Annotated in this window: 27 protein-coding genes; 9 read left to right on the plus strand and 18 right to left on the minus strand. The window is 48.6% G+C overall.

All coding sequences use genetic code 11. The annotated features are described in order from the left end of the window. Positions 1-84: 84 nt before the first annotated feature. The 5 genes from rlmB to ACN08X_RS07605 all read right to left on the minus strand — a co-directional run bounded on the left by rlmB (position 85) and on the right by ACN08X_RS07605 (position 4,514). Positions 85-1,068, minus strand: coding sequence for a 23S rRNA (guanosine(2251)-2'-O)-methyltransferase RlmB (gene rlmB, locus ACN08X_RS07585; protein ID WP_419108384.1), 984 nt, complete (start codon positions 1,066-1,068; stop codon positions 85-87). A 108-nt stretch (positions 1,069-1,176) separates the two neighbouring features. Further along, positions 1,177-2,598: a cysteine--tRNA ligase gene (cysS, locus tag ACN08X_RS07590; RefSeq protein ID WP_419108385.1), complete on the minus strand. Its 1,422-nt coding sequence runs from the start codon at positions 2,596-2,598 to the stop codon at positions 1,177-1,179. Between the two features lie 82 nt (positions 2,599-2,680). Beyond that, positions 2,681-3,181, minus strand: coding sequence for a 2-C-methyl-D-erythritol 2,4-cyclodiphosphate synthase (ispF, locus tag ACN08X_RS07595; protein WP_419102402.1), 501 nt, complete (start codon positions 3,179-3,181; stop codon positions 2,681-2,683). An 8-nt stretch (positions 3,182-3,189) separates the two neighbouring features. Beyond that, positions 3,190-3,984: a 2-C-methyl-D-erythritol 4-phosphate cytidylyltransferase gene (ispD, locus tag ACN08X_RS07600; protein WP_419108386.1), complete on the minus strand. Its 795-nt coding sequence runs from the start codon at positions 3,982-3,984 to the stop codon at positions 3,190-3,192. A 44-nt stretch (positions 3,985-4,028) separates the two neighbouring features. Beyond that, positions 4,029-4,514, minus strand: coding sequence for a CarD family transcriptional regulator (locus tag ACN08X_RS07605; protein ID WP_419102392.1), 486 nt, complete (start codon positions 4,512-4,514; stop codon positions 4,029-4,031). A gap of 258 nt (positions 4,515-4,772) precedes the next feature. Here ACN08X_RS07605 and ACN08X_RS07610 point away from each other — a divergent pair, with 258 nt between their 5' ends. Then, positions 4,773-5,297: a hypothetical protein gene (locus tag ACN08X_RS07610; protein ID WP_419106540.1), complete on the plus strand. Its 525-nt coding sequence runs from the start codon at positions 4,773-4,775 to the stop codon at positions 5,295-5,297. Positions 5,298-5,394: 97 nt separating this feature from the next. Here the strand turns inward: ACN08X_RS07610 and ACN08X_RS07615 are convergent, their stop codons facing one another. The 5 genes from ACN08X_RS07615 to ACN08X_RS07635 all read right to left on the minus strand — a co-directional run bounded on the left by ACN08X_RS07615 (position 5,395) and on the right by ACN08X_RS07635 (position 9,951). Further along, entirely contained in the window at positions 5,395-6,078 is a 684-nt protein-coding gene (locus ACN08X_RS07615) for a winged helix-turn-helix domain-containing protein (protein ID WP_419108387.1), read from the minus strand. Between the two features lie 81 nt (positions 6,079-6,159). Then, complete coding sequence (locus ACN08X_RS07620; RefSeq protein ID WP_419102401.1) at positions 6,160-7,332, minus strand: sensor histidine kinase; 1,173 nt, start codon at positions 7,330-7,332, stop codon at positions 6,160-6,162. Positions 7,333-7,473: 141 nt separating this feature from the next. Further along, on the minus strand, positions 7,474-8,214 hold the full coding sequence (locus ACN08X_RS07625; RefSeq protein WP_419103787.1) for a phosphoglyceromutase: 741 nt from the start codon (positions 8,212-8,214) through the stop codon (positions 7,474-7,476). 203 nt (positions 8,215-8,417) lie between these two features. Further along, complete coding sequence (locus ACN08X_RS07630) at positions 8,418-8,741, minus strand: DUF2516 family protein (RefSeq protein WP_419103788.1); 324 nt, start codon at positions 8,739-8,741, stop codon at positions 8,418-8,420. A gap of 13 nt (positions 8,742-8,754) precedes the next feature. Further along, the gene (locus ACN08X_RS07635; RefSeq protein WP_419108388.1) at positions 8,755-9,951 is read right to left on the minus strand and encodes a trans-sulfuration enzyme family protein; all 1,197 of its coding nucleotides are present in this window, start codon (positions 9,949-9,951) and stop codon (positions 8,755-8,757) included. Positions 9,952-10,089: 138 nt separating this feature from the next. Between ACN08X_RS07635 and tmk the strand changes: the two genes are divergently transcribed. From tmk to ACN08X_RS07650, 3 genes are all read left to right on the plus strand, one after another. Next, on the plus strand, positions 10,090-10,779 hold the full coding sequence (tmk, locus tag ACN08X_RS07640) for a dTMP kinase (RefSeq protein WP_419108389.1): 690 nt from the start codon (positions 10,090-10,092) through the stop codon (positions 10,777-10,779). Then, positions 10,776-11,921, plus strand: coding sequence for a DNA polymerase III subunit delta' (locus ACN08X_RS07645; RefSeq protein WP_419102385.1), 1,146 nt, complete (start codon positions 10,776-10,778; stop codon positions 11,919-11,921). The genes tmk and ACN08X_RS07645 overlap by 4 nt, the downstream gene beginning before the upstream one ends. Before the next feature lie 97 nt (positions 11,922-12,018). Continuing rightward, positions 12,019-13,218, plus strand: coding sequence for an MFS transporter (locus ACN08X_RS07650; RefSeq protein ID WP_419108390.1), 1,200 nt, complete (start codon positions 12,019-12,021; stop codon positions 13,216-13,218). A gap of 24 nt (positions 13,219-13,242) precedes the next feature. Here ACN08X_RS07650 and nagA read toward each other — a convergent pair whose 3' ends face one another. The 5 genes from nagA to ACN08X_RS07675 are packed head-to-tail and all read right to left on the minus strand — an operon-like array spanning position 13,243 to position 18,055. Then, positions 13,243-14,406, minus strand: a complete 1,164-nt coding sequence (gene nagA, locus ACN08X_RS07655; RefSeq protein ID WP_419108391.1) for an N-acetylglucosamine-6-phosphate deacetylase — start codon at positions 14,404-14,406, stop codon at positions 13,243-13,245. 25 nt (positions 14,407-14,431) lie between these two features. Further along, entirely contained in the window at positions 14,432-15,229 is a 798-nt protein-coding gene (locus ACN08X_RS07660) for a DeoR/GlpR family DNA-binding transcription regulator (RefSeq protein ID WP_419108392.1), read from the minus strand. Between the two features lie 57 nt (positions 15,230-15,286). Continuing rightward, a complete protein-coding gene (locus ACN08X_RS07665) occupies positions 15,287-16,120 on the minus strand; it encodes a class II fructose-bisphosphate aldolase (protein ID WP_419108393.1) in 834 nt (277 codons plus the stop codon). Positions 16,121-16,179: 59 nt separating this feature from the next. Then, the gene (locus ACN08X_RS07670) at positions 16,180-17,139 is read right to left on the minus strand and encodes a 1-phosphofructokinase family hexose kinase (protein ID WP_419108394.1); all 960 of its coding nucleotides are present in this window, start codon (positions 17,137-17,139) and stop codon (positions 16,180-16,182) included. Between the two features lie 28 nt (positions 17,140-17,167). Continuing rightward, positions 17,168-18,055 (minus strand): SIS domain-containing protein, encoded by an 888-nt coding sequence (locus tag ACN08X_RS07675; protein WP_419108395.1) that lies wholly within the window; start codon positions 18,053-18,055, stop codon positions 17,168-17,170. 356 nt (positions 18,056-18,411) lie between these two features. Between ACN08X_RS07675 and ACN08X_RS07680 the strand changes: the two genes are divergently transcribed. From ACN08X_RS07680 to ACN08X_RS07695, 4 genes are all read left to right on the plus strand, one after another. Continuing rightward, complete coding sequence (locus ACN08X_RS07680) at positions 18,412-18,843, plus strand: PTS sugar transporter subunit IIA (RefSeq protein ID WP_419107441.1); 432 nt, start codon at positions 18,412-18,414, stop codon at positions 18,841-18,843. A gap of 29 nt (positions 18,844-18,872) precedes the next feature. After that, positions 18,873-19,160: a PTS sugar transporter subunit IIB gene (locus ACN08X_RS07685; RefSeq protein ID WP_419103799.1), complete on the plus strand. Its 288-nt coding sequence runs from the start codon at positions 18,873-18,875 to the stop codon at positions 19,158-19,160. Between the two features lie 42 nt (positions 19,161-19,202). Continuing rightward, positions 19,203-20,543: a PTS ascorbate transporter subunit IIC gene (locus tag ACN08X_RS07690; protein ID WP_419102376.1), complete on the plus strand. Its 1,341-nt coding sequence runs from the start codon at positions 19,203-19,205 to the stop codon at positions 20,541-20,543. Between the two features lie 67 nt (positions 20,544-20,610). Continuing rightward, positions 20,611-21,360, plus strand: coding sequence for a sugar isomerase domain-containing protein (locus ACN08X_RS07695; protein ID WP_419107442.1), 750 nt, complete (start codon positions 20,611-20,613; stop codon positions 21,358-21,360). A 110-nt stretch (positions 21,361-21,470) separates the two neighbouring features. On the opposite strand, the gene ACN08X_RS07700 is transcribed toward ACN08X_RS07695, so the two are convergent. The 3 genes from ACN08X_RS07700 to manA are packed head-to-tail and all read right to left on the minus strand — an operon-like array spanning position 21,471 to position 24,348. Continuing rightward, positions 21,471-22,835 (minus strand): PFL family protein, encoded by a 1,365-nt coding sequence (locus ACN08X_RS07700; RefSeq protein ID WP_419102374.1) that lies wholly within the window; start codon positions 22,833-22,835, stop codon positions 21,471-21,473. A 9-nt stretch (positions 22,836-22,844) separates the two neighbouring features. Beyond that, the gene (locus ACN08X_RS07705; protein WP_419102373.1) at positions 22,845-23,114 is read right to left on the minus strand and encodes an ACT domain-containing protein; all 270 of its coding nucleotides are present in this window, start codon (positions 23,112-23,114) and stop codon (positions 22,845-22,847) included. A 31-nt stretch (positions 23,115-23,145) separates the two neighbouring features. Next, a complete protein-coding gene (gene manA, locus ACN08X_RS07710) occupies positions 23,146-24,348 on the minus strand; it encodes a mannose-6-phosphate isomerase, class I (RefSeq protein ID WP_419108396.1) in 1,203 nt (400 codons plus the stop codon). Between the two features lie 115 nt (positions 24,349-24,463). Between manA and ACN08X_RS07715 the strand changes: the two genes are divergently transcribed. Then, complete coding sequence (locus ACN08X_RS07715) at positions 24,464-25,867, plus strand: phosphomannomutase/phosphoglucomutase (RefSeq protein WP_419102371.1); 1,404 nt, start codon at positions 24,464-24,466, stop codon at positions 25,865-25,867. Positions 25,868-25,948 lie beyond the last annotated feature (81 nt).

Consider the following 25,948-nt stretch of genomic DNA (forward strand, 5'->3'; position numbering starts at 1 on the left):
AGTTCTCAAAGCACCCAAAATACACAAAAAAGCCGGCTACCTCCCCTCATACAAGAAGAAATAACCGGCTCAAACAACTCACAACTAGCTGTTTAACGCACGACGACGAGATACCTCATACAAAGAAATACCCACCGCCATCGACGCATTCAACGACTCCATCGCAGAATCAATAGGAATAGAAACAATCTGATCACAGTTCTCCGTCACCAAACGAGACAGACCCTTACCCTCAGAACCAACAACAATCATCAACGGCTCAGAAGCAAGCTCCAACTCAGGAAGAAGAATGTCTCCACCACCATCAAGACCAACAACAAAAACACCAGCATCTTTCGCCTGCTGAACAACACGAGTCAAATTCGTAGCCATCGCAACAGGAATACGAGCAGCAGCACCAGCAGAAGTCTTCCAAGCAGAAGCAGTCACCGCAGCAGACCGACGCTCAGGAATAATCACACCATCACCAGAGAACGCCGAAACACTACGAATAATGGCACCCAAATTACGAGGATCAGTAATACCATCCAACGCAACAAAAAGAGGAGCAGAAGAAAGTTCACCAGCATGATGAGACTCCATCACCGACAAAACCAAATCCGTAGCATCAGGATACTTATACGGAGGAATCTGCAAAGCAATACCCTGATGAACAGAACCCTCCGTCAAACGATCCAACTCACCACGAGAAATCTCAAGCATCGGCAAATCAGCCTTATTCGCCAACGTCATAATCTCACGAACACGCTCATCAGCATCAATACGACTCATCACATACAAATGCTTCGCCGGAATATCTGTCTTCAACGCTTCCAACACCGCATTACGACCAGTCACTAACTCCTCGCTCGTACGCTTACCACCCAAACGAGGCTGCGGACGAGAATGCAAACCAACCTGACGACGCTCAGCCGCACGCTTCATCTTATACGCCTTATGATACGGACGATCCTCCGCCTTAGGAGTAGGCCCCTTACCCTCAAGAGACTTACGGTTCTTACCACCGGTTCCCTTAGTAGGACCCTTTTTCTTTGTCGTCGCTCCAGGACGACGCCCAGCCTTAGCCATAACTATTCCTCAATATCCTGCGTAGAAACCTCTACGACTTCACATCTATATATCCAATATATGCGCCCTGAGACAAGCAGAGAACATATCTATACCAAAACTAAAAAACTACGACAACGACCAAGTAGAACCTGAAGCCCCGTCCTTAATCGTCACACCAGCAGCAGAAAGAGCATCACGAATCTCATCAGCGCGTGCCCAATCTTTTTGTTCCCGAGCAACAGAACGCTCAGACAACATGCCCTGAATCAACGAATCCAACGCAACCTCAGCAGCAGCCGAAGAACCCTGACCAGAGGCAGAAAAACTCATCAACGAACGAAGACCCAAAACATCAACCATCGTATAAACAGCAACAACGATAGAAGAAACATCCTCACCCTGAGCAAGAGCAGAATTACCGGCACGAACATACTCATGAACAACAGCTAGTGCACGAGGAATGTTCAAATCATCGTCCATTGCCTGAGCAAACTCTTCAGGAACCTCACCCAAACGATGCTCAGAAACAGTTGCAGCAAGAAACGCCTCAATACGTTCTACCGAAGCCGTAGCCTCTTCCAACGACGTCGGACGATAATCAAGCACTGAACGATAATGAGCCTGACCCAAATAATAACGAACAGCAAGAGCCCGCGCACTCTGAAGCATCTGCTCAGGAGAAACCGTATTGCCGATAGACTTCGACATCTTCTCACCCTCATAAGTGACCAGACCATTATGAAGCCAGAAATTCGCGAAAGCATCACCAGCAGCAGTAGACTGCGCCAACTCATTCTCATGATGAGGGAAACGTAAATCTAAACCGCCACCATGAAAATCAAAATGAGAACCAAGATAACGGCCAGCCATCGCAGAGCACTCCAAATGCCAGCCTGGACGACCACGGCCCCACGGAGAATCCCATGAAGCAGACTCTGGCTCACCCGCTTTGTAGCCCTTCCATAACGCAAAGTCACGAGGGTCACGCTTACCGCGAGGATCAGCATCAGCCGCATCTTGCATGTCATCAATATGCTGATGAGTCAACGCACCATAGCTAGGCCACGAACGAACATCAAAATATACGTCACCAGAATCATCCAACGCGGGATACGCATGGCCGGCAGCAATCAACCGCTCAATCAAGGCAAACATCTGCGGAATATGCCCCGTCGCTCGAGGCTCATAGGTTGGTGGGTCAATACCAAGAGCATCATAGGCCTGCGCAAAAACTTTCTCGTAACGATACGCTAAAGCCCACCAAGGCTCACAAGGGTACTTACCCTCATAAGCCTCCTCAAAAGAGCGCGCAGAGTTCACAAGAATCTTATCGTCAATATCAGTGACATTACGAACCGTTGTCACCTGATAACCACGGTAGCGAAGCCACCGAGACAGCTGGTCAAAAACCAAGGCAGAACGCACATGCCCAATATGAGGGGCGCCCTGAACCGTCGCACCACAATAATAAAGCGACGCATGTCCGGGGCGGACAGGAACAAAATCTCGAATAGAAGCAGTAGCAGTATCGTAAAAACGCAAAGTCACTCCCTTAGTCTATGCAAAGCTGAGCAAAGGCGCACGTTTTAACCAACGACACCCCGCGATAAGTGTGAGTAGTTACTACCCGTTACTCTTTATCTGCAACGGAAGAAGACGGATACACCAATGCTGTAGCAATAGCGGCAATGCCTTCACCTCGACCGGTTAGCCCCAAGCCATCAGTTGTCGTAGCAGTAACCGTTACCGGTGCACCAACCGCCTTCGAAAGAACGTCATGAGCCTCCTGACGACGAGGAGAAAACTTGGGACGGTTGCCTACCAGCTGAACCGCAATATTGCCAATCTCAAAACCAGAAGAACGCACAATCCGTGCAGCTTCCTCCAACAAGAAAATGCCAGAAGCACCTTTGAGTTCCGGACGGTCGACTCCAAAATTTGACCCTAAATCCCCAGTACCGCTAGCAGAAAAAAGAGCGTCAGCAGCAGCGTGAGCCACAACGTCACCATCAGAATGACCCGATAGCCCAACTTCTCCATCCCACAGCAGCCCAGCAACCCACAGTGGTGTCTGAGGGTCTGTGCTAAAAGCATGAACGTCAATACCAATCCCAGTACGAGGAATTATCATTCTAGACATCAATCTTTCTCTGAAACAGCAGATAACTCATCTGCAAGTTTTAACGCTGAAGCTAACGCCAAATCCTCAGCGACAGTAATTTTTAGTGAACGGAAATCTCCAAGAACAGTTTTTACGGGGATACCGCACATTTCAGCAACAGATGCATCGTCGGTGATCTCATCATTTAAACCTTGCTGTTCTGTCTGCCGGTATGCCTCTAATAACGTTTTGAGATGGAAACCTTGCGGAGTCTGAACAGAACGCAAAACAGAACGCTGCACAGTAGAACGCACGTACCCGTCTGTATCTACCGTCTTAATCGTATCGACAACCGGAAGAACAGGAATGACGGCAGCCTGCCCTGAAGATAATGACTGGCAGACCCGATGAAACACCTCAACAGGTGTAAAACTTCGTGCCGCATCGTGGATGAGCACGTGAGAAGGAGCGTCAGAAGAGAAGCCAGAACGCACGGGAGCATTGTCTAAGGCAGATAATGCTAAAGCAACAGACTCAGCACGGCTTGACCCGCCAGACACTGTAAGAGCACCATAGTTAGCAACAATCTTCGTCAGAGCAGTATCGCCTTTCGGAACAGTAACAACGATACGTGAAGCAACACCAGAAGCATCAACGCCAGCTAGAGCCCACTCTAATAAGGTCTTGCCAGAATGTTGAACAGCAGCTTTAGGGATACCGTATCCAAGACGAGTACCAGAACCAGCGGCAAGAACGACGACGGCGAACGACGCTACTGGAGATGTTCCAGCAACGTCGTCCGCCATCTGAGAAAAACTATCGGTATTAGTCACAGCCATGAGCCTACCGGATAGAAAAGAATAAATATTCTAGATTTTTAGACGTCTTCGAGAATTTTATCGAGTTCTTTCTCAGCAGATTGTTCGTCAATATCTTTAGCCAAAGCAACCTCGGACGAAAGAATCTGACGAGCTTTAGCGAGCATACGTTTCTCACCAGCAGAAAGACCACGGTCGTTCTCGCGACGCCATAAGTCACGAACGACCTCAGCAACCTTAATCACGTCGCCGGAAGCAAGTTTCTCAACATTTGCTTTATAACGACGAGACCAGTTCGCGGCTTCTTCAGTATCTTGAGCCTGCAACACGTCGATAACTTCTTGTAAGCCGCGTTCATCAACGACATCACGCATGCCCACCATATCAACGTTCTCAGCAGGTACCTCAATCACAAGGTCGCCCTGAGCAACCTTGAGTTTTAAGTACATTTTTTCTTCACCACGAATAGTGCGCATCTTAATTTCTTCGATTGTTGCAGCACCGTGGTGAGGGTAAACGACGGTTTCGCCAACCTCAAAAAGCATATGGATAAACCCCTTTCAGCTTAACTAGTCTATCATGGGAAGATTTAAGAACCACCAGAAGTAATTTTTAAGCCACAAAAACCTTATATTTAGCATTTATCCGCCTTTTCATCCACCCTCCATTGAGCAGATACAGACGTTCCGTCGTTAAACCGTTAGACTGTATACGAAAGACCCTAATATTTTCAGTTGTATTGAGACACACACATTTACCTCAGCACAACGATAATGCTTCGTAACCATCAAGGAGTTCATGCCGTGAAGTTTGCCGTCTCCTCCACGCTCAAACGTGCAGCCGCTTGCACCACCATCGCACTTGCAGCGCTCACCACAACAGGCTGTGGATACATCTACACCCAGCCAACAACATTCCAATACTCACCCTCTGACGGCGTATCAGCAAACGTAGGAGACATTGCCGTACGTAACATTATGGTGATCGCAGAATCAGCAGACGCTGACGGGCGAGTTCTCGGAACTATCCTCAACAACGGCAAAGAAGACGCTACCGTCACCATCAACTTCCCTGCCGGTGCAGAAAACATCACCGTACCAGCAGGCAAAGAAATTCGTTTAGAAGATGAATCCCACAAACTCATCATCGACCCAGCTGGTGCAAACCCTGGGCTCATGCTACTTGACGTAAAAGTCAGCTCCAACGGACATAGCGAACCGGTAAACATTCCCGTACTTGACGGCACACTACCAGAGTACAAACCATTCGTTCCCAATGCCGCAATGTCTAGCGCAAGCGCAACACCAGCAGAATCTAGCGGACACTAAAACACGGCACCGCTTCTGTCATAAAAAAGCTGGTGGGCACTCACTGTGATGTGAGTGCCCACCAGCTTTTTTTTATCTGCCTATTAAACCGTAAAACCTAAGACTCAAACTTATAGCCCAAGCCACGCACCGTCACAACATAGCGAGGAGCTGAAGGATCTGGCTCAATCTTTGAACGAATACGCTTAATATGAACATCAAGAGTCTTCGTATCTCCCACATAATTAGAGCCCCATACACGGTCAATCAGCTGAGAACGTGTCAAAACTCGACCAGCATTACGCAAGAGCATCTCAAGTAGCTCAAACTCTTTTAACGGCATTGTCACCGTCTCACCGTCAACAGTGACGATGTGCCGTTCAACGTCCATACGCACAGGACCAACTTCGACAGCGCTCGAAGGCTCTAATTCTTCACCATCACTTTGACGGCGCAACACCGCTCGTACACGAGCAATAAGCTCACGAGAAGAATAAGGCTTTGTGACATAGTCGTCAGCGCCAAGCTCTAAACCAAGTACCTTATCAATCTCACTGTCTTTAGCAGTGAGCATAATGATAGGAACAGAAGACTGGGAACGTAGTTGCTTGCACACTTCCATACCCGACTGACCAGGAAGCATGACATCAAGAAGAACAAGGTCAGCACCATTACGTTCAAACTCAACAACAGCGTCAATACCGTTATCAACGACCTGAACGTCAAACCCTTCACGTCCTAGTAAGAAGGCGAGAGGCTCGCTCAAAGCTTCTTCATCTTCAACAACTAAGATCCTAGCCATATAGTTATGTCCTTTACATTCAGAAAATATAGCTCTCAACAATGTTTGAGCCTCTACAAAAATTGTACGAGCACACCTCGTCTACGGGGCGTAGGTGACGCTTTCTGACCCTAATAAGTCATGCTCAGTTTGTTCATCAACCATCGGCAAAGACATCGTAAACGTAGATCCTTGACCAACCTCTGACTCAAGAGATATCTCGCCGCCATGCTGAGCCATCACGTGCTTGACGATACTTAGCCCCAAGCCAGTGCCACCGGTCTGACGAGAACGAGCAGGATCAATACGATAAAAACGTTCAAAGATACGGTCTTGTTCCTCGCGAGCGATACCATTACCCTCGTCCGTCACAGAGATATAAATATTCTCTTCATCCTGACGAACAGAAACCGTCACATGCGTTGATTCAGGAGAATAACGGATAGCGTTCTCAATGAGGTTACGTAACGCAGTACCTAAAAGCTCAGGGTCTCCGTGCACCAAATGCTTCGCCCACCCTTGAGAACTCAACGTGATATTTTTACCCTCAGCAGTAATACGGTTTCTATCAATGGCACCGGTTATTAGGTCGTTGACGTCAACAAGCTGAGATTGACGCACCACATCAGCAGACTGCAACCGAGAAAGCTCGATGACGTCTTGGACCAAAGAAGCTAAACGACGAGACTCTTTCTGTAACCGTTGTGAAAAATACTCTACTGATTCTGGGTCGTCTGAAGACGATTCGATGGCCTCTGCCATCAACCCAATAGCACCAACAGGTGTTTTAAGTTCATGAGAGACGTTGGCAACAAAGTCATTACGAATGGTTTGAACTCGAGCGATTTCGGTACGGTCATCGGCAAGAACTAAAATATATTCATCGCGCAAAGGAGCGACACGTAAATCAATGACAAGAGTACTCTTAGTCGTTACTCCACGGATTAAAGATATTTCACGTTCTGCGATAGTGCCACCGCTACGAGCCTGACGAATCATCTCAATCATCTCTTCGCACACGATGGTGTGCCCACGGACCAGCCCTAAAGCATATGCACCGGGTGAAGCTTGAACCACACCGTCAACAGCGTCCACCACAACATAGGCGCGACCAATTACGGCAAGCACTTCGGCAGCGCCGTCTTGAATACTTGGCTCTTCAATATCTGCCCATTGCGCACGTTCACGGTCACTTTTAGTGACAGCCCACATGCTCAATACGCCAATAGCAAGACCAACCATAATAAAAATTAGAGCAATGAGGATAGGGTCCACAAACACCAGCTTATTCTTAACAGACGCAGAAGGAAAACTAGAAGAACATCAAAAGATGAATGTTCACCTGCAATTTCCCTTCCAGACAAAACGACGGCGCCCCTAGACAAGCTAGAGACGCCGAAGAAAACAATCTAGATATTATTTTTTGCCTTGGTTAGCAACAGCCTTAATTGCTTCAGCTGCAGCAGCAGGATCAAGATATTCACCAGCTTTAAGCGGTTGGAAATTCTCGTCCAACTCGTAGTACAGCGGAATGCCAGTAGGAATGTTCAAACCAGCGATGTCTTCGTCAGAGATACCTTCAAGGTGCTTGACCAAAGAACGCAAGGAGTTACCGTGAGCTGCAACGAGAACAGTCTTACCAGAAGCTAGGTCTGGTTTAATGTCTGATTCCCAGTAAGGAAGCATACGTTCTAGAACATCCTTGAGGCATTCGGTACGAGGCGCGTTCTCGATATCAGCATAACGAGGATCGTTCGCCTGAGAGTACTCGTCGTTATCGTCGAGTGCAGGAGGTGGAACGTCATAAGAACGACGCCATGTCATGAACTGCTCTTCACCGTATTTTTCAAGAGTTTCGGATTTATTTTTGCCCTGTAGAGCACCATAGTGACGCTCGTTCAAACGCCAGTTACGTTTGACAGGAATCCACAGACGATCTGCAGCGTCAAGAGCGAGGTTTGCGGTATTGATAGCGCGGCGTTGTAGAGAGGTGTGAACAACATCGGGAAGGATATTGCGCTCTTTGAGCATTTGTCCACCGCGTTGAGCTTCTGCGCGGCCCTGTTCGGTGAGGTTAACGTCCACCCAACCGGTAAAGAGGTTGAGTTCGTTCCATTCGGACTGGCCGTGACGGAGTAATACTAGTTTGTAAGTCATATCTCCATTGTTCCACTACTATCCACACATGCAAAGGTATTCCCACTTAAAAATCCCTAAAAGTTCTGGAAAATACGCGATGAACATCAAGAAAAAATACAAGAAATCTTATAAATACACTAATCAATGCACAATAGAGGGGTTTATGATGCGCGATAACAGCACATCACAAACCCCTCAGAATCTTTTGCGTTTAGTTGTGTTTAATAGTCTTTATTGCGACGTACCGTAACAACTGGGCGGACATCAGCTAAGAACACACCAGCCGCAATCGCCGCAAAAAGCTGGAAGAACAAATTAGGGACACCACCCTGAGACAACGTCAAAAGAGCCAAAGCAGAAGCCAAGACACTACCACCAGTTAAGGCAACCCAAAAAGTCTTAGTCCGTTTAAAAGCCGACTGATAAGCATAATCAGTAGCACGAACAGCATCTAACAATGCCCATAAAGACAAACCAGCAACAACCAGAGCGAACAAAGCAGATACGCCCCACTGAAAATACACAACAATAGATAGAGGACTCATATAACACAGCCTATCATTTGGCTAAACCATCAAGAGCTTCACACAAGTCAGCGTATAAATCATCAACATGCTCAATACCCACAGATAAACGAATCAACGATTCAGGAATACTCTCTGGCTCCGAGGGATGACGACGACGACGCTCCACCAAAGATTCCACACCACCTAAACTCGTTGCAGGAGTCCACAACCGCAAACGCTCCACCACCTGCTGAGTCTGCACCGCATCAGCGTCAAGAACAATACACAGTACAGCACCAAAACCATTCATCTGTTGGCGAGCGCGCTCATACCCAGCATCCTCCGGAAGACCCGGATAACGCACCTGTGCGACAGCAGGATGCTTACTCAAACGCTGAGCCAGTTCCAGCGCATTACTCATAGAACGTTCCATACGTAAAGACAATGTACGAATACCCCTTAACGCTAACCATGCTTCCATCGGGCCAGCAATAGCGCCATGTAACGTACGATAACGCAAAATAGCTTCCCGTAACGGCTGATGAGAAGTTATCGCAATCCCTAAAAGAACGTCAGAATGCCCTGATAGATACTTCGTTGCAGAATGAACCACCACGTCAGCGCCCAAAGCTAAAGGCTGCTGAACTAAACCTGTTGAAAAAGTATTATCGACAACAGAAAGCACGCCAAGCCGTTGAGCAGCACTCAAAATCGTGGGTAAATCAGCGACTTCTAGCATGGGGTTTGTGGGGCTCTCTAACCATAAAAGCGCTTCAGGGGCAGAATAATGAGGAGTTTTTCCAGCTAAATCATATTTTTGAGAGACTCTCTCTAAAGCATCAAGAACTTCTTGAGTGTTCTCGATATCTAAGCGAATCACCTCAGCAACACCACGACGTTGCAAGTCTTCAGCAATTGTTGCTGAGCTCATGTACACGTGACGTGGAATCAGGATCGTTGCACCAGCAGGAACTAAATCCATGACCGCAGATATAGCTGCCATTCCTGACGAAAAGACAAGCCCCGGAAGAGACGCGCCCTCAATACCAGCGACGACTTCTTCAAAACCATTCCACGTAGGGTTGTCAAAGCGTGCATAGACCTTGTCATGGTCAGGGTCTACAGTGCCTGCTCCACGATACGTTGAGGAGAAAATAACAGGAGGGTTCACCGGAGCATCGTGCTCTGGGGCTGGACGACCAGCGCTGACCACATATGTTGCTGCAGAAATGTCTTTTGCTGTACTCATACCCATTAGACTACGCTGAACTCAACCATCCACAATAGTACGTACACTTTTTAACAGCAGAAAACATTTCTATTACTTACCGCAGAAGACACTTTTGAGCTAAGTACCTATTTCTATTGCTTTGATACTCTTATAAGCGTGAGCGAATCTCTAAACTATAGTGCACAGCACCGCGCAACAGGACATCTAGGTAACGGAATATTCGTTGTCTTTGAAGGTGGCGATGGTGCTGGTAAATCTACCCAAGTCAAACTCTTGGAGCGACGACTACGCCAAGAAAACTACGATGTTATATGCACCCGAGAGCCGGGAGGCACCGCCATCGGTGAGAAACTGCGTCAGCTCGTCCTCGAAAATGCAGAAACAACTATTGACGCGAGAACTGAAGCTCTCATCTTTGCGGCATCACGTGCCGCTCACGCCCAACAACTCATCCGCCCAGCCTTAGCAGAAGGTAAAATTGTACTATGCGACCGGTATATTGATTCTTCTGCCGTTTATCAAGGTGTTGGGCGGGAACTTGGCCAAGAAAACATCACAAACCTTTCACTCTGGGCCACTGAAAACCTGCACCCAGATATTACGTTCTTACTCAACCTGCCCTTAGAGAAAAGCCGACAACGCACTCATCGTCGAGGACAACAAGACCGTCTAGAAGCAGAACCAGATAGCTTTCACCAAAAAATACAACAAGCATTCAATGATTTACCACAATCAGCTTCAGCAAAAACACACCATTACGTGTGTATTGATGCGCAAGAAGACATTGAACAGATTCACCAAAATATCTATGCCCACCTCATCCAATATATTCAGGAGCAAGGATGAGCATCTGGAATACACTCATCGGACAACCAGAAGTTGTAGAACAACTCCGTCAACAAGCCCAGTTAGAACGTCCTACACATGCATGGCTTTTTACAGGCCCGCCCGGTTCAGGACGATCAACCATGGCACGAGCATTTGCCGCATCCTTACTCTGTGAAGAGCCCAACCCTCAACGTCGTGGGTGTGGAGTATGCAAAACCTGCCATAGTGTTTTACGCGGTACCCACGCAGATTTGACGCACTTTTCCACTGAGAATATCAACATTAAAATTGAGCAGGCAAGAGAACTCGTCACCAAAGCTCAAGATAGACCTGCCGTAGGGCGCTGGCGTATTATCATCGTCGAAGATGCCGATAGGATGCCAGAAAGAACATCTAACGTCTTGCTCAAAGCCATTGAAGAACCACCAGAACATACCATCTGGATTCTTTGTGCACCATCCCCCGTAGATGTTCTGGTAACAATTCGTTCTCGTTGTAGACCCGTCACGCTGCGAGTACCTCATCGAGAAGAAGTCGTTAAACTTCTTGCCGGTATCGAAGGGTATCCAGAAGCTCTTGCACGTCATTGTGCGTCACTGGCACAAGGACATATTGGGGTTGCCCGTCATCTTGTACGTTCTGCTGAGGCACGTCAACGCCGTGAACAGGTAGTTCGTATGCCTATTTTTCTTTCATCTGTTCCAGCAGCAATGCGTGCTGCTCAAGAGCTCGTTAATATCGCTCAGGCAGAAGCCGATCATACGTCAAAAGAACGACATGAACGTGAGCTGCAAGAGCTTTTGAGGTCCCTTGGAATAGCAGAAGACGAACAGATAACACCCAATGTTAAAGCTCAGATTCGTCAGTTAGAAGAAGAGCAGAAACGTCGTAGTCGGCGAATGGCTACCGACACGTTAGACCGTTTTCTCATTGATCTGCAAACGGTGTTTAGAGACGTGCTGACGATACAGCTTGGTACTGGTTCTGCACTGATTAATACTCACCTCACCGCAGAATTACATGATTATGCGCAACGAATGAGCCCAGAACAAGCACTCGGACATTTAGATACTTTGAGGCTAACACGTAAACGTATTTCAACGAATGCTAGTGCAAAACTCGCTTTTGAAGCGATGATGTGTTCCTTTATTCAACGATAATCAACCGTGTTATAGGAAGAGAAGCCTCGAGTGAAGACCAATGGCCGTTATATGTAAATCTTCTAAATTTTTAGAGTATAGAATTTTATCTGCTCTCATGCTTTCAGAAGCGTCTGAGGGAATAAGAACAATAGCATCTCCGTTTCTGGTGTATACAGCAACAGGAAGGCTCTCATCGGCGTCTCTAGTTGCAGTCTCTGGTGCTATTCCTGCAATTCTTGTAGGAATACTAGGCTCTCCACAAGTTGAGAAGCTCAACAGGCAAAAAATCATTGCTTACTCTAACATTCTGCAATCTATTCTATTAATAACATTGCCTCTGACATGGGCTTCTGCCGGTATTTTTGCGATGATGGTTATCTCTTTTATTTCTTCTAGCGTAGGTGCATTAGAACGACCCGCGATGTACTCTAGCCTGCCTCTTATCTTTGGAGAGAACTATCAAGACTTTATCGGAAAAAGAGCTGGTGTCTCATTCTTCATGCAATCAGTTAGCCCCGTAATGGGTGGCGCTCTAGTAGGTTTTATCGGCGCTTCGCACACACTTGTCATCTGTGGCATTCTCTATGGTGTATATGCTTTGCTCATATACACCATCAAAAATTTTGATACAGACTATAAAAATCGGGCCAAAAAACATCAAGGCCAAAAGAATATCGACATGGTCAAAGCGGGCATTGAGATAGCCAGAAATATCCCAGCATTAAAGACCCTGTATATTTTCTGGTTCTTCTCAATGACAGCAGTTCCTATTGGTGTTCTTTCTGCAGTTCCATACGTGAGCGAAAATTTAGGGCTAACCAGTTTTGAGTTTGGGATTGCGTCAGCTTGCTATGGTGTAGCAACGATTTCTAGTTCTATAATCGCTGGCAAAATGAAGTTCCGAGGAGGAGCACGGTCCTGGCTTCTAGCATCTGGAACAATATACGGACTCACCAATATGCTGATGGGCTTTGAACCCCAATTTCTGATGTTTTGCATCTTATGGTTCATATGGGGTCTTGCGTATGGCCCAGAAGAAGTTGTTGGCAACTTAGTATTTGTTCAATCTGCACCAGAAGAGTTTCAAGGGCGATTGTTTTCTCTTATGACAGTTGTCATGACCGGCGGAATGCTCATCGGAAATTCACTCGTTGGCCCGTTATCGGATAGGTTAGGTCCTCAATGGGCAATGGTTTTAGCTGGCATCATTTTTATCACCTCAACAATATGCAGTTTCACGTTCGGTCAAGGAGCACGAGAAATTGCTACTATCTCGATGACTTCTACCAAACCTACCAGCGATGAAGTTCGCTAAACATCGGTGAAATACGCAAACATACTATCGTTGAGGGACGCCATCTACATAAATATGGTTTGGAAGTAACGTCTGCTCATCCAAAATCAGGATATCTCCCGAATACCCTGGAGCAATTCGCCCATAGCTTCGCCCCAAACCAATAGCATGAGCAGCATGAGACGTTGCCGAAGCAACCGCAACGTCCAATCCCACACCAACAGAACGTACAGCGTGCTGCACGGCGTAGTCCATCGTCAAAGTGGAGCCAGCAAGAGAATCCCCATGTACTAAACGAGCAACACCATTCTCGACTTTGACATCTAAAGTACCCAAAATATACAAGCCGTCGGGGTTACAAGCAGCTGACATCGCATCAGTTACCAAGACAATACGTTCTGGAGCCTCACGGAAAAGAGTATGCACTACTGATGGGTGGACATGAATACCGTCATTAATAACTTCTAGAGACACAGATTGTTCTTCTAAAGCGGCGATCACCGGACCGGGGGCACGATGGTGAATACCGTTCATCCCATTAAACGTGTGGGTCAGTAGTGAAGCGCCTGCAGCAAAAGCCTGCTGAGCTTGCTCATAGGTGGCGTTTGTATGGCCAACAGCTACAGCTGTTCCAGCACTAGTAAAACGTTGTATTGCAGATAAAGCACCATGACGTTCAGGGGCTAAAGTAATCTGTCGGAGGTGTCCGTCTGAAGCTTCAAGCAGTCTCTCGACGTCTTCAGCTAATGGGTCTTTGAGCAGTTTTTCGGGGTGAGCACCCTTATGTTGTGGGTGAAGAAACGGCCCTTCGGCGTGGAATCCAAGAACCTGCGAATCGTCTTTGAGTAGCTGTTGAAAAGTGCTCAGAGCGCCTGCCATATGTTCTATCGAGTTCGTCACGAACGATAAGACGCTTCGGGTTGTTCCATGCTGACGGTGGGCGTTGAGTGCAACACGTGCAGTATCAAGATTTGCCTCATCATAGGCATGCCCTCCCCCGCCATGATGATGTATATCAAGATATCCGGGAACGACGGGCGCGCCCTGTGCATCAACAATACGGGTATCAGGGGTTTGTTTTGTCTTCCATTCAGAGGTGCTCAGAATATCGATGATTTTTCCGTCCTCAACGAGAACTGCACTATCGGGATAAACGCCGCCGATGGTTCCGTCGTAGACGGTTGCTGAATGAATCAGAAGAGAAGACATGGTATATATTCACACCTTTAGGATGTTATAAATCAACAATTTTGAGGTTATAGCCGAGGTTTTGAACTTCCTCAGCAAGTTCTGGTCGCAGCTGAGAGTCGGTAATCACTTCTGAGATATTTTCGACTCCGCCCACACTAGAGAATGAGCGTTTTCCAAACTTTGAAGAATCAGCGACAATAAAAGTTTTTTCTGCACGTGTTGCCATCGCAGAGTTCACCATGGCCTCATATTCGTTCACTGTTCCCGGCCCATTTTGGTCAAAACCGTTTACACCGATAAATGCCAAATCGAGGGAGATGTTTTTGAGCATGTCGGTCGCAAAAGGCCCTGTAATTTCGTAGGAGTAGCTGTTGACTTCACCACCGATGAGAACAATTTTGATACGCGAGTTCTCGGCGAGCGCATAAGCGATGTCTACGGCGTTGGTGACAACGGTCAGAAGAGGTTGAGCGGGGGTAAGTTCAACATCTTGGTGTTGGTAGACCCATTGTGATAGTTCGCGGGCGACTTCTCCGACGGTGCTACCTCCTGTAAAGCCAATAATCATGCCAGGTTGTAGATGCTCGATAGCAGCACGTGCGATAGCGGTTTTTTGTGGTAGGTGAGAAGAGTCTCTACGGCTCATAGGGCTGGCGAGGACGTTTTGGTTACTTTGTGCTCCGCCACGGGTTCGTTGCAGAAGACCTTCGCCGGCGAGGTAGTCGAGGTCTCGTCGGGCTGTTGCAGCTGAGATGTCTAGGGCGTCAATAATTTCGTTGACGCTAAGGCACTGGCGTTCGTTGAGGAGTTCCAGTATTTCGGCATGTCGTTGGCTGCGCATCGTCGGTCGTGTTCCATTCACTATGAGCTAGTTATTTGAGGTTATTCTCAACGCACTTTAACCGGCGAAGACGCTCAATAGTCGGGCGGCTTCTGCGCTTAACGCTTCTCGTGCAGCACCCAAGTATTTGCGGGAGTCCACAACTGTTGGGTTTTGGTGAAGGTATTGTGCAATAGCTTCAGTAAAGAAACTGTTAAGGTGTGTTGATACATTGATTTTAGTCATACCGGAGCGGATTCCTTGGAGAATCTGTTCATCGCTGACACCAGAAGATCCGTGAAGGACGAGTGGGACACCAGCAGATTCACGTAATTGTGTGATGAGTTCGTGGTCTAGTCGTGCGGTGCGTTCGGTCATGGCGTGTTCGCTACCGACGGCAACAGCTAGGGTGTCTACCCCTGTGGCTTGTACAAACTCGTGTGCTTCGGTGGGGTCGGTGCGTACACCAGGGGTGTGGGCACCTTTTTTGCCTCCGATTTCTCCAAGTTCGGCTTCTACGCTGGCGCCGTTGCGGTGGGCGTACTCTACAACTTTGACCGTGGCGGCGAGGTTTTCTTCATACGGTAGGGTGGAGCCGTCGTACATGACGGAGTTAAAACCGAGGTCGATAGCTTGGCAGGCTAAGTCTACTGATTCGCAGTGGTCTAGGTGTACTGCGATGTTTGCGGTGGAGAGTTGTGCGATGTCGATCATGGCTTGCCCCAGTGGGGTGAGGTTGCCGTGGAAGTTGATGCAGTTATGGCTTAGTTGCATGATAACGGGTAAGCCTGTTGTTTCGGCAGCTTGTGCGATGGCTTCTGCTGTTTCTAGGTGGACGACGTTGAAGGCTCCGATTCCTCTGCGGTTTTGGTCGGCGGCGCGTACGAGGTCGATGGTGTTGATTTGTGGCATGGTTTTCTTTCCTGTCGTGGTTGTGTTCAGTGGTTGTGTTCAGGGGATAAAGGTTTGGGTTAGCGGATTTTTTCCATCAGGATGTTGGTGTTGAGGGATTCCCATTCGGTGCCAATAGCTCCGGCGATAGGTTGTGTGAGCGCTGAGGCAGACCAGCAGATTGCTCGGCGGAGGAGTTCTTCGGTGGGAAGTTTGTCGATAAGTCCGGTAGCGAGTGCTGCGACGAGTGCGTCTCCGGCGCCGGTGGGGTTACCTTGCAGTGGTTGGGCGAGTTTGGCACGGTATGCCTGATGGTGGTTGATGAAGTACAGCCCGTCTTCTGCGCAAGAGACGATGATGTTTTGAGCGCCGAGGTTTTGAAGTTTTTTGACAGCGGTGAAGAGTTCGTCTGATTGGGTGGCTTCGAGAAGTTCAGAGTAGTTGGGTTTGAGGTAGTCGGCGTGTGCTTGTGCTGCGTCGAGGAGGTGTTGCCCTGAGGTGTCTACGATGAAAGTGCTGCCGTAGCGTTGGCAGAGCGTGCTGATGTCGCTGATGAGTGTGGTGGGTGCTGCTGGTGGGAAAGAGCCAGAGAGCGTTACGGCACAGTGCTCGTAGTGTTTGAGGGTGTCTTCTAGGGTATTGAGGATTCCTTCATACACGTGGCTTGGGTGTTCTGCACCGTTTTCGTTGATGATGGTGGTGGAGGAGTCGTGTTTTTGGTGTATTGCGTAGGTGCTACGTAAAGGTGTGGGGGTAGGGGTAAAAGCCGTGTGCACACCGTCGTTGAGGGGGTACGTTGTGTTGCGTTGCTCAGCTTGTCGTTGGTGAAGCTCTTGGAGAGATTCTTGACAGATGGGCCCTAGAGCCACAGCCGTATAGCCTTGTTCGGCGGCGACGTTGGCGACGTTGAGTCCTTTACCTCCGAGGCGACGTTGAGCAGCGGGAATGCGTAGTGTTGATTCTGCGCTGAGGTGCTCGATGGTGATGGTGATGTCTAGTGCGGGGTTGAGCGTGATAGCGACAACGGCTGATGTGTTCATGGCTTTTACCTCTACCTTCAGTTTGTGCTTAGTTGAGGATGACTGAGCGTGTGAGGTTGCGTGGCTGGTCGGGGTCTAGCTCGTTGGCTAGGGCTGTTTCGAGTGCTACGAGGTGTTGGCGTGCAAGGTCTGCCATGGGGTCTAGGTCTTGGTTTTCGAAGCGTGCACCGGTGGCTTCTACTTGTTCGCGAAGGCCTGCTGGTGCTGGTCCGAATTGCCAGGTGATACGACCTTTTGAGGCGATAGCGATGGGGCCGTGTCGGTATTCCATGGAGTTGTAGGATTCTGTCCATTTTTGCGAGGATTCACGCATTTTTAGTGCCGCTTCGGTGGCGATGGGTGCTGTCCAGCCGGTACCGAGGAATGAGTATTGTTCTGCGTTGATGAGTTCTGGATCTAGTGGTTCGGATAGTGCTCGTTCGCAGTCTTTGATGGCGTTTTGGCAGATGTCGCGGCTGTGGATGGAGGAGCGGAGGAGCATGAGTGCGGTGGTGGCGAAGCGGGTTTGTACGACGGATTGTTCGTCGGCGAAGCCGAGGTCTATGACGCGGTCTGCTAGTTCTGCTACGGGTGAGTCTGCGACTCCGACAAGTACGGTGATGGGTTTTTTCCCTTTGACGGATTCCATGAAGGTGATGATTTCGCTGGTGGTTCCGGAGCGGCAGATGATGAGGTATTCGTCGTAGTCGCGTTCGGTGGGTACTTCGGTTGCGGTGAAGGCGTCGGTGATTCCGTGTCCTTCGTTTTCGCGTAGTGCGGCGTAGCTTTGTGCCATGAACCAGGATGTTCCGCATCCTACGGCTGCGACTTTTGTGCCGTCTTGGGGTAGTGCTGAGGTGTCTAGTTCGAGTGCTTGTGCCCAGGTTTGTGGTTGGCTGAGGAGTTCTTCTTTCATGTGGGCGCCGGGGGTTGTCATAGTTGTGGCCTTTCTGTGTTTGGTGTTGGGGTTTTTCTCAAAATCCATCACCCAATTAATCAAAAGTTTTCACAATTATGATTACATATGATTCTTTTGGTGTCTACAAGAATAATTTTCAATCAGTCACATTTACTCGCCAATACTCCACCAAAAACCCTAGAAACCAAGAAGATTACCCTAGAAAATCGGCATTTAACATGAAAAGCACGTTACTAAAAGTCAGAAATCACTTTATTTAACAAAGTGACTAATTTTGATTATTTTGCGAAAACTTCACTCAACTTGCTTTACATCAGTCATTTTCAATCATTATGATGGCTTGTGTAACAGTTGAGAAAGATGAGGTGGTCTCAATGACCTTCGTACCAGACGTTGTTTCAGCCCAACGCACAGCAAAAGACTGGAGAGAAGCCATCAGCATCGTTGGTGAACTCTACGAAGAAGCCGGAATAGCGACCAAAGAATATACCGAAGCAATGATCAAAGGTGTCGAAGACTTCGGACCATATATGGTCTTCATCCCCGGCATTGCCATGCCCCACGCAAAAGCAACCAGCGGAGTCCTCAAAGCAGGAACAGCAGTCGTCACACTAGCTACCCCCGTAAAATTCGGCAGCAAAAACAACGACCCCGTCGACTTCCTCATTTCTTTCGCATCCGAAAGCACCGACGGACACATGGAAAAAATCCAAGAACTAGCAGACGTCCTCGGACAACAAGAACTCATCGAAAAAGCCCGTCAGGCGAGCAGCGACGTTCAACTGATGGAAGTTTTCACCCAATAAAACAACACAAAGAAAAGGTAATAATCATCATGATTTCAATTGCAACCGTATGCGGCATGGGACTCGGAACCTCTATGATGCTCGCAAGCCAAATCCGCACCCTCCTCAACGCAGAAAACATCGACGCAAAAGTACAAGCCATCGACCTTGGCTCCTTCAAATCACAACCCTCAGACATCGTCGTCACCACCACCGGAATGGCAAAAAATGTTGAAGGAACCAAAGCAATCGTCGTACTCATCGACAACCTCATCGACAAAAATGAAGTCAAAACCAAAGTACTCGCCGCAGTAAACGACTTCACCGCAGGCAACTAGCCACACCACTCCCCATTCCCCATATAGCTTGAGGTAGAAGCAATGAACTCTCTCCTTGACTTTTTCGTACAACTCATCCAAATCCCCGCAATCATCGTCGGATTCATTGCGTTCATTGGGTTAGTCGCACAGAAAAAAGCAGCCGATGAAGTCATCACCGGCACCATCAAAACAGCACTATCACTACTTATCATCGCCGGCGGTGCAACAGTCCTCATCCAAGGCCTAGCACCCATCCAAAAGATGTTCGAAATGGCGTTCCCCGCCAGCAACATCACCACATTCGTCACCTTCGACGAAGCCGTCGTCTCAGCAGTACAAACCGGACCAGTAGCAGCCCTCGGCTCACAAATTGGTCTCACCATGCTCTTCGGCTACATCGTGCACCTACTCCTCGCACGATTCACCCCATGGCACTACGTCTACCTCACCGGACATATGATCTGGGTACACGCCGGCGCATTCACCATCGCCATCTACCAACTCGGACTAGGCCCCGTATGGACCGTCATCATCGCCTCCCTCATCGACGGCGCATACATGACGTTCGCCCCCGCCATCGCACAACCCTTCGTCCGTCGTATCACCGGCGGAAATGACGTCGGCTTCGCACACGGACAAACCCTCCTCAACGTCCTCGCCGGATACCTCGGCATGGTCGTAGGAAACAAAGAAAAATCCACCGAAGACATCAAACTCCCCGAGAAACTCTCATTCTTCCGCGACGTTGCAGTATCCACCTCCATCGTCATGATGATTGTCTCACTCGGCTCAGCACTAGCAGCAGTCAGCTCCGCAGGAGTAAGCGCCTTCGAAGCACCCGTAGCAGACGGCGGCATCTCCGACGGACAAAGCTGGGTCATCTTCTCCTTCATGATGGCCATGCAATTCACCGCAGGTATGCTCATCCTCCTCTACGGTGTCCGCATGCTCATCGGCGAAATCGTTCCCGCATTCGAAGGTATCTCCCAAAAAGTTATCCCCAACGCCATCCCCGCGCTGGACGTTCCTGTACTCTTCGCCTTCGCCCCCAACGCACTACTCATCGGCCTCATCTCAGGTCTCATCGGCCAAATCACCGGCATGGTTATCTGCGTTGCACTAGGTTGGCCAGTACCAATCCCCTCCATGATCGTTGCATTCTTCGCATCCGGTACCGCAGCAATCTTCGCAAACTCTACCGGCGGACGAACCGCAGCATGGCTAGGAGGCTTCCTCTGGGGATTCCTCGGCTGGATTCTCATCTCCTTCGCCTACCACATCAACGCCTTCGGCGACCTACCCGCCCTCGGCGCATCAGGACTAGGCTTCACTGTTCCTGACGCCATTGTACCGGGCATCATCATCCACTGGATTGGACAACTTCTCGGCATCCTCGCCTAAGAACACTCCCCCAATCCACATCACATACCCCCCCCATTCGACTCATACATCGTAAAGGATGGTCATCATGTCACAGCTACTGGATAGCTACTACCAACAAATCATCTCACTTCTCGAAAAAATTCGTGAAGAAGAAGTCCCCACCATCGACAAAGCCGCACAAGCTATCGCAGAACGCGTAGCACAAGGCGCACGCATCTTCGCTTTCGGCGCTTCACACTCCAGCCTTCCCGTACAAGACATCGTCTACCGTGCCGGCGGACTCATGCTCATCAACCCACTCTACGCACCCGGTGTTGAAGCACTCACCACACGCCCAACCACCCTCGGGTCGCAGATGGAACAGATGCCCGGATACGCTGAAGTAGTGCTCAACAATGCACCACTCAAAGAAGGAGACGTCCTCATCGTAGTCTCCGTCTCCGGACGCAACGCACTCCCCGTAGAGCTCGCACGTGAAGCACGCGCTCGCGGCATTTTCGTCGTAGGACTCACCTCCTCTAAATACACCGAAGCGGTCACCTCACGTGTACCCGACGGAACCAAACTCAAAGACCATGCAGATATCCTCATCGACAACCAAGTAGATGCAGGAGACGCAGTGCTGAGCCTAGAGGGCGTGCCTCAGAAGTTCACCCCTGCATCTGGAGTCACCTCCACCGCAATCTTGCATTCACTATCTGCAGGTATTATCGAGAATCTTGTGGCACAAGGTATCAGCGCACCAGTATTCCTCGCTGCAAACCTTGACGGCGGTGCAGACTGGAACGCACAGCACATGGCTGAGAATAAGGACAAAATCTTCTACCTCAACTAAGAAGATATATAACTCTTCACAAGCAGTATGAAGCGGTGGCGTTCTCTCATCTTTTAAGAGAACGCCACCGCTTTAAATATGGGGAAAATGAGCAAACCGCTCAACACATATTAGTTCCTAAAACCGTGAACAGGAGAAGGAATTCTTCCACCGCGAGCCGCAAATAGTTCAGAAGATTCAGCGTGAATAGGCATCACAGGAGCCCGCCCTAGAAGCCCACCAAACTCCACCATCTGCCCGACCTCAAGACCAATAGCAGGAATAACACGCACCGCAGTTGTCTTATGATTCATGACGCCTATTGCAGCTTCATCAGCAATCATGGCAGCAATCGTAGATGCTGACGTATCACCGGGAATAGCGACCATGTCTAACCCGACAGAACAAATGGCTGTCATTGCTTCGAGCTTATCAAGAGTAATTTTCTGTGCGGCAGCTGCTTCAATCATGCCAATATCTTCTGATACTGGGATGAAAGATCCAGATAACCCACCAACATGAGAGCAGGCCATCATGCCACCTTTTTTCACAGCATCATTGACTAGCGCTAAAGCAGCAATTGTGCCGTGTGTACCAACGCTCTCTAGGCCCATTTCCTCAAGGATATGTGCCACAGAATCTCCCACCTCGGCGGTAGGGGCAAGAGATAAATCAACGATGCCGAACTGAACGCCTAGACGTTCTGCGGCGAGGTTTCCGACGAGCTGCCCAACACGAGTAATTTTAAAGGCCGCTTTCTTCACTGCTTCTGCGCATGCATCAAAAGATTCGCCGCGGACTCGTTCAAGAGCACGTTTAACCACGCCGGGTCCAGAAACTCCTACAGAAATAACGGTGTCAGCTTCTTGTACACCGTGGAATGCACCCGCCATAAAAGGATTATCAGATACGGCATTCGCAAAAACCACAAGTTTAGAGCACGCAAAACCATGTTTATGAGCTGAGCCTTCTGCCGTTTGACGAATAACTTCACCCATCTTAGCGACAGCGCTCATATTAATGCCGGCTCGAGAAGACCCAATATTAACCGACGCGCACACAACGTCCGTTTCGTTAAGCGCCCGTGGGATACTCTCAAGCAAACGGCTATCTGCAGGAGTCATACCTTTATCGACAAGGGCGCTGAAACCACCGATAAAATCTACCCCAGTGGCTTTCGCTGCAGCGTCTAAAGCTTTCGCGTACTCCACATACTCTGTTGCCTCGCTAGCACCGGCAACTAAAGAAATAGGGGTAACAGAAATACGTTTATTGATGATGGGAATACCCAGTTCGGCTTCAATGCCCTCAACAACTTCAACAAGGTTTTGTGCGCGTTGAGTAATTTTTTGGTAAATCTTTTGGCAGGCAACCTCGGCCTGTGCATCAGCACAGTCCAGCAGAGAAATACCCATCGTTACCGTACGAATATCAAGCTTATCCTCCTCAATCATTTGCAGAGTTTCGAGGATATTAGCGTTACGATCAAAAACCATCACAGACTCCTAGAGGGTGTGCATTGCGTCGAAAATAGCTTCAGATTGAATACGAATTTTCAGACGCTGTTCCTCTTCTACACTGCGCATAGCCTCTTGTAGTTCTTGGATACTTTGAGTCTCGTCATCGAAACGTCCGTGCAAAATCATGGTGAAATAATCGTCCATGAGAGTCTGCGAAATATTGAGAATATTTACCTGATTCTTTGCCAATTCTGCGGCAACAGCTGCCACAATTCCTTGATGGTCGTGTCCGGTAACAGTCAAAATGATATTCATGGGGGTCTTTCTTTTGGCTCAGTAGCTGAGTCTATATGTACGCGGCGATGTAGGCTTCGCCAACACCGCTCATAGTGGTGGGGGTATCGCTGCCAGCATGTAACAGTGATTCTGTAGCACCGAGAGTGAGCTGAACATTAGGGGTGCTTATCGTCAGTTCTCCGCTTGTGCCAATCACTGCAGCAGCACCTTTAAAGGTATAAGAAACGCTCTGACCTTGAGAAAGTTTAACGCGTGTTACGCTCAATCGTGGATCCCACATGCTAAACACCCCAAGAGCGTCATCATCAGGTTGAGCACGCTGAACCACCGGCGCATCCTGTTGTACCGCAAGAATACGGATGAGCTCTTCAACATCAATATGTTTGGGGGTGAGCCCTGCTCTCATGACGTTATCGGAGGGGTTCATCAGTTCAATCGCTGTACCTGATACGTACGCATGAACTTGCCCGTCTGGAGTATACGCAGAATCGCCAGGGTGCAAGTGCAAAAGATTCATCACCATCGCAACCAGCGCCCCAATATCGGCAGGGTGCTTCTGCTGAAGAAGTTGCATCAACTGTGCAACATCGTAAAGGACACCCTCTACAACAGTAGGGTTCTGTTCTAACCATTGAGCAGTATGAGATAGCGTCACCTCTAGGTGACGCTTCGCGTCAGCTGTATCCATACGCAAAATAGCGGCAAGAAATTCTTTATCGTTAGGTGCTGTTAGTAGAGGTAGAAGCCACTGAAGGTCAAATACCTGCGCAATATGTTGTAGCTCTTCAACAGGACGTACACCGGTCAGAATCGTCATATCAGATAGAGCAATAACAGTCTCCGGTTTGGAATGCTCATCTTTATAGTTTCGGTGTGGAGCATCTACAGGAATATTTTGCTCATTTTCGGCGTGATAGCCGGCGAGCGCTTGTTCAGGCGTTGGGTGGACTTGAATAGAAAGAGGGGCGTCAATAGCAAGAATCTTGAAAAGAAATGGAAAAGTTGTGCCCTCATAATTCGAAGGTAAGAAGTGTTGAGGGTTCTGTTCGATGAGCTGATTGAGAGCTATGCGGTCTTCACCAATTAACGCGTATGAAGGGGCAGCATCATGTGCACCAACCCAAAGTTCTGCTTCTGGTTGTGTTGAGGGAGTTTCTTCTCCTCGCATTTTTGCTAAGGCGGTCAAAGAACCCCAAGCATAATTTTGTATTGTGTTTTCTAAACGTATTAGTTCACCCATAGCGTCCATCATATCCTTATCTATACTCTCGGGATTGTTTCATCAGCCAGAAGTATTTTTCAGTGTTTATAGCCATACCCTAGGAAAATAGTCCGGTATTACTGTGAGAAACAGTTAGAATAACCCCGTGAATACAATTGATCTAACCGCATCCTTTAAAGCGTACGATGTTCGCGGCATCGTTGGGGAAACTATTACTGAAGAAACTGTCCGTGCTACGGCAGCTGCATTCGTTGATGTTTTAGAACTTTCTGGTCAGAACGTCCTCGTAGGTAGCGACATGCGCCCATCTGGCGAGAGCTTCACCGAAGCGTTCGCTGAAGGTGCTACTGCTCGTGGGGCAAACGTCATCAAGATTGGCCTTATTTCTACTGATGAGCTGTATTTCGCGTGTGGTGTAGAAAATGCTGCTGGCGTGACCTTCACTGCAAGCCATAATCCAGCGGAATATAACGGCATGAAGATGTCTAAAGCTGGTGCCGTACCTATTTCTTCTGAAACCGGACTTTTTGATGTTCGTGACCGTGCCCAAGACTACCTCAATGAAGGGTCTATTCCTTCGGTAGAGAATGTTGGCTCTGTCAGCGAAAAAGACGTCCTCAAAGACTACTCGGAATATCTGCGTAATCTCGTTGACCTGTCGAATATTCGCCCTCTTAAAGTTGTTGTCGATGCCGGTAACGGTATGGGTGGAATGACCACCCCAGCAGTTCTTGGCGACTCTATTCTTCCTGGTCTACCTCTCGAAATTGTTCCACTCTATTTTGAGCTTGATGGAACTTTTCCGAATCACCCAGCTAACCCGCTAGAACCAGCAAACCTCGTTGATTTACAAAAAGCTGTTGTAGAGCATGGTGCTGATATTGGTCTAGCTTTTGACGGTGACGCAGACCGTTGCTTCGTCGTCGATGAAAAGGGTGAACCGGTTTCTCCTTCCGCCATTACCGCTATTGTTGCCGAACGAGAAATTGCTCGTGCGCAAGCTGAAGGCGTTGAAGAGCCCGTTATTATCTATAACCTCATTACGTCTAAGGCTGTACCTGAACTTGTGGAGAAGAAGGGCGCTCGCGCCGTAAAGACTCGTGTGGGTCATTCTTTCATTAAGGCTGTTATGGCTGAAGAAAATGGTGTCTTTGGTGGTGAGCATTCTGCTCACTATTATTTCAAGGACTTTTTCAATGCTGATACTGGCATGCTTGCGGCAATGCATGTTTTGGCTGTTCTTGGTTCTTCAGAGAATTCTCTTTCTCAGATTGCTGCTGAGTATTCTCCATATGTGGCTTCTGGCGAGATTAACTCTGAAGTTGCTGATAAAGACGCCACCATTGCTCGTGTGGTTGAAGCGTTGGGCGACGCTGTGGAGGTATCGACCATGGACGGTACCACTTTTGAGCACCGTTCTGAAGGATGGTGGGCTAATCTTCGCCCGTCTAATACGGAGCCGTTCTTACGCTTGAATTTGGAAGCTCCGGATCAGCAGACGATGGAACGTGTTCGTGATCAGATTCTTAGCATTGTACGTGCCGGCTAAGTCGTTTTTCTGTTCACGTTAAAGTGAAGAAGCTGCCCTGACGTTTTAGGACGTCAGGGCAGCTTCTTTTATTGAGGGGAA

This window comes from Rothia sp. P6271 (assembly GCF_048512995.1).
In the GTDB taxonomy this organism is placed as follows: Bacteria; Actinomycetota; Actinomycetes; order Actinomycetales; family Micrococcaceae; genus Rothia.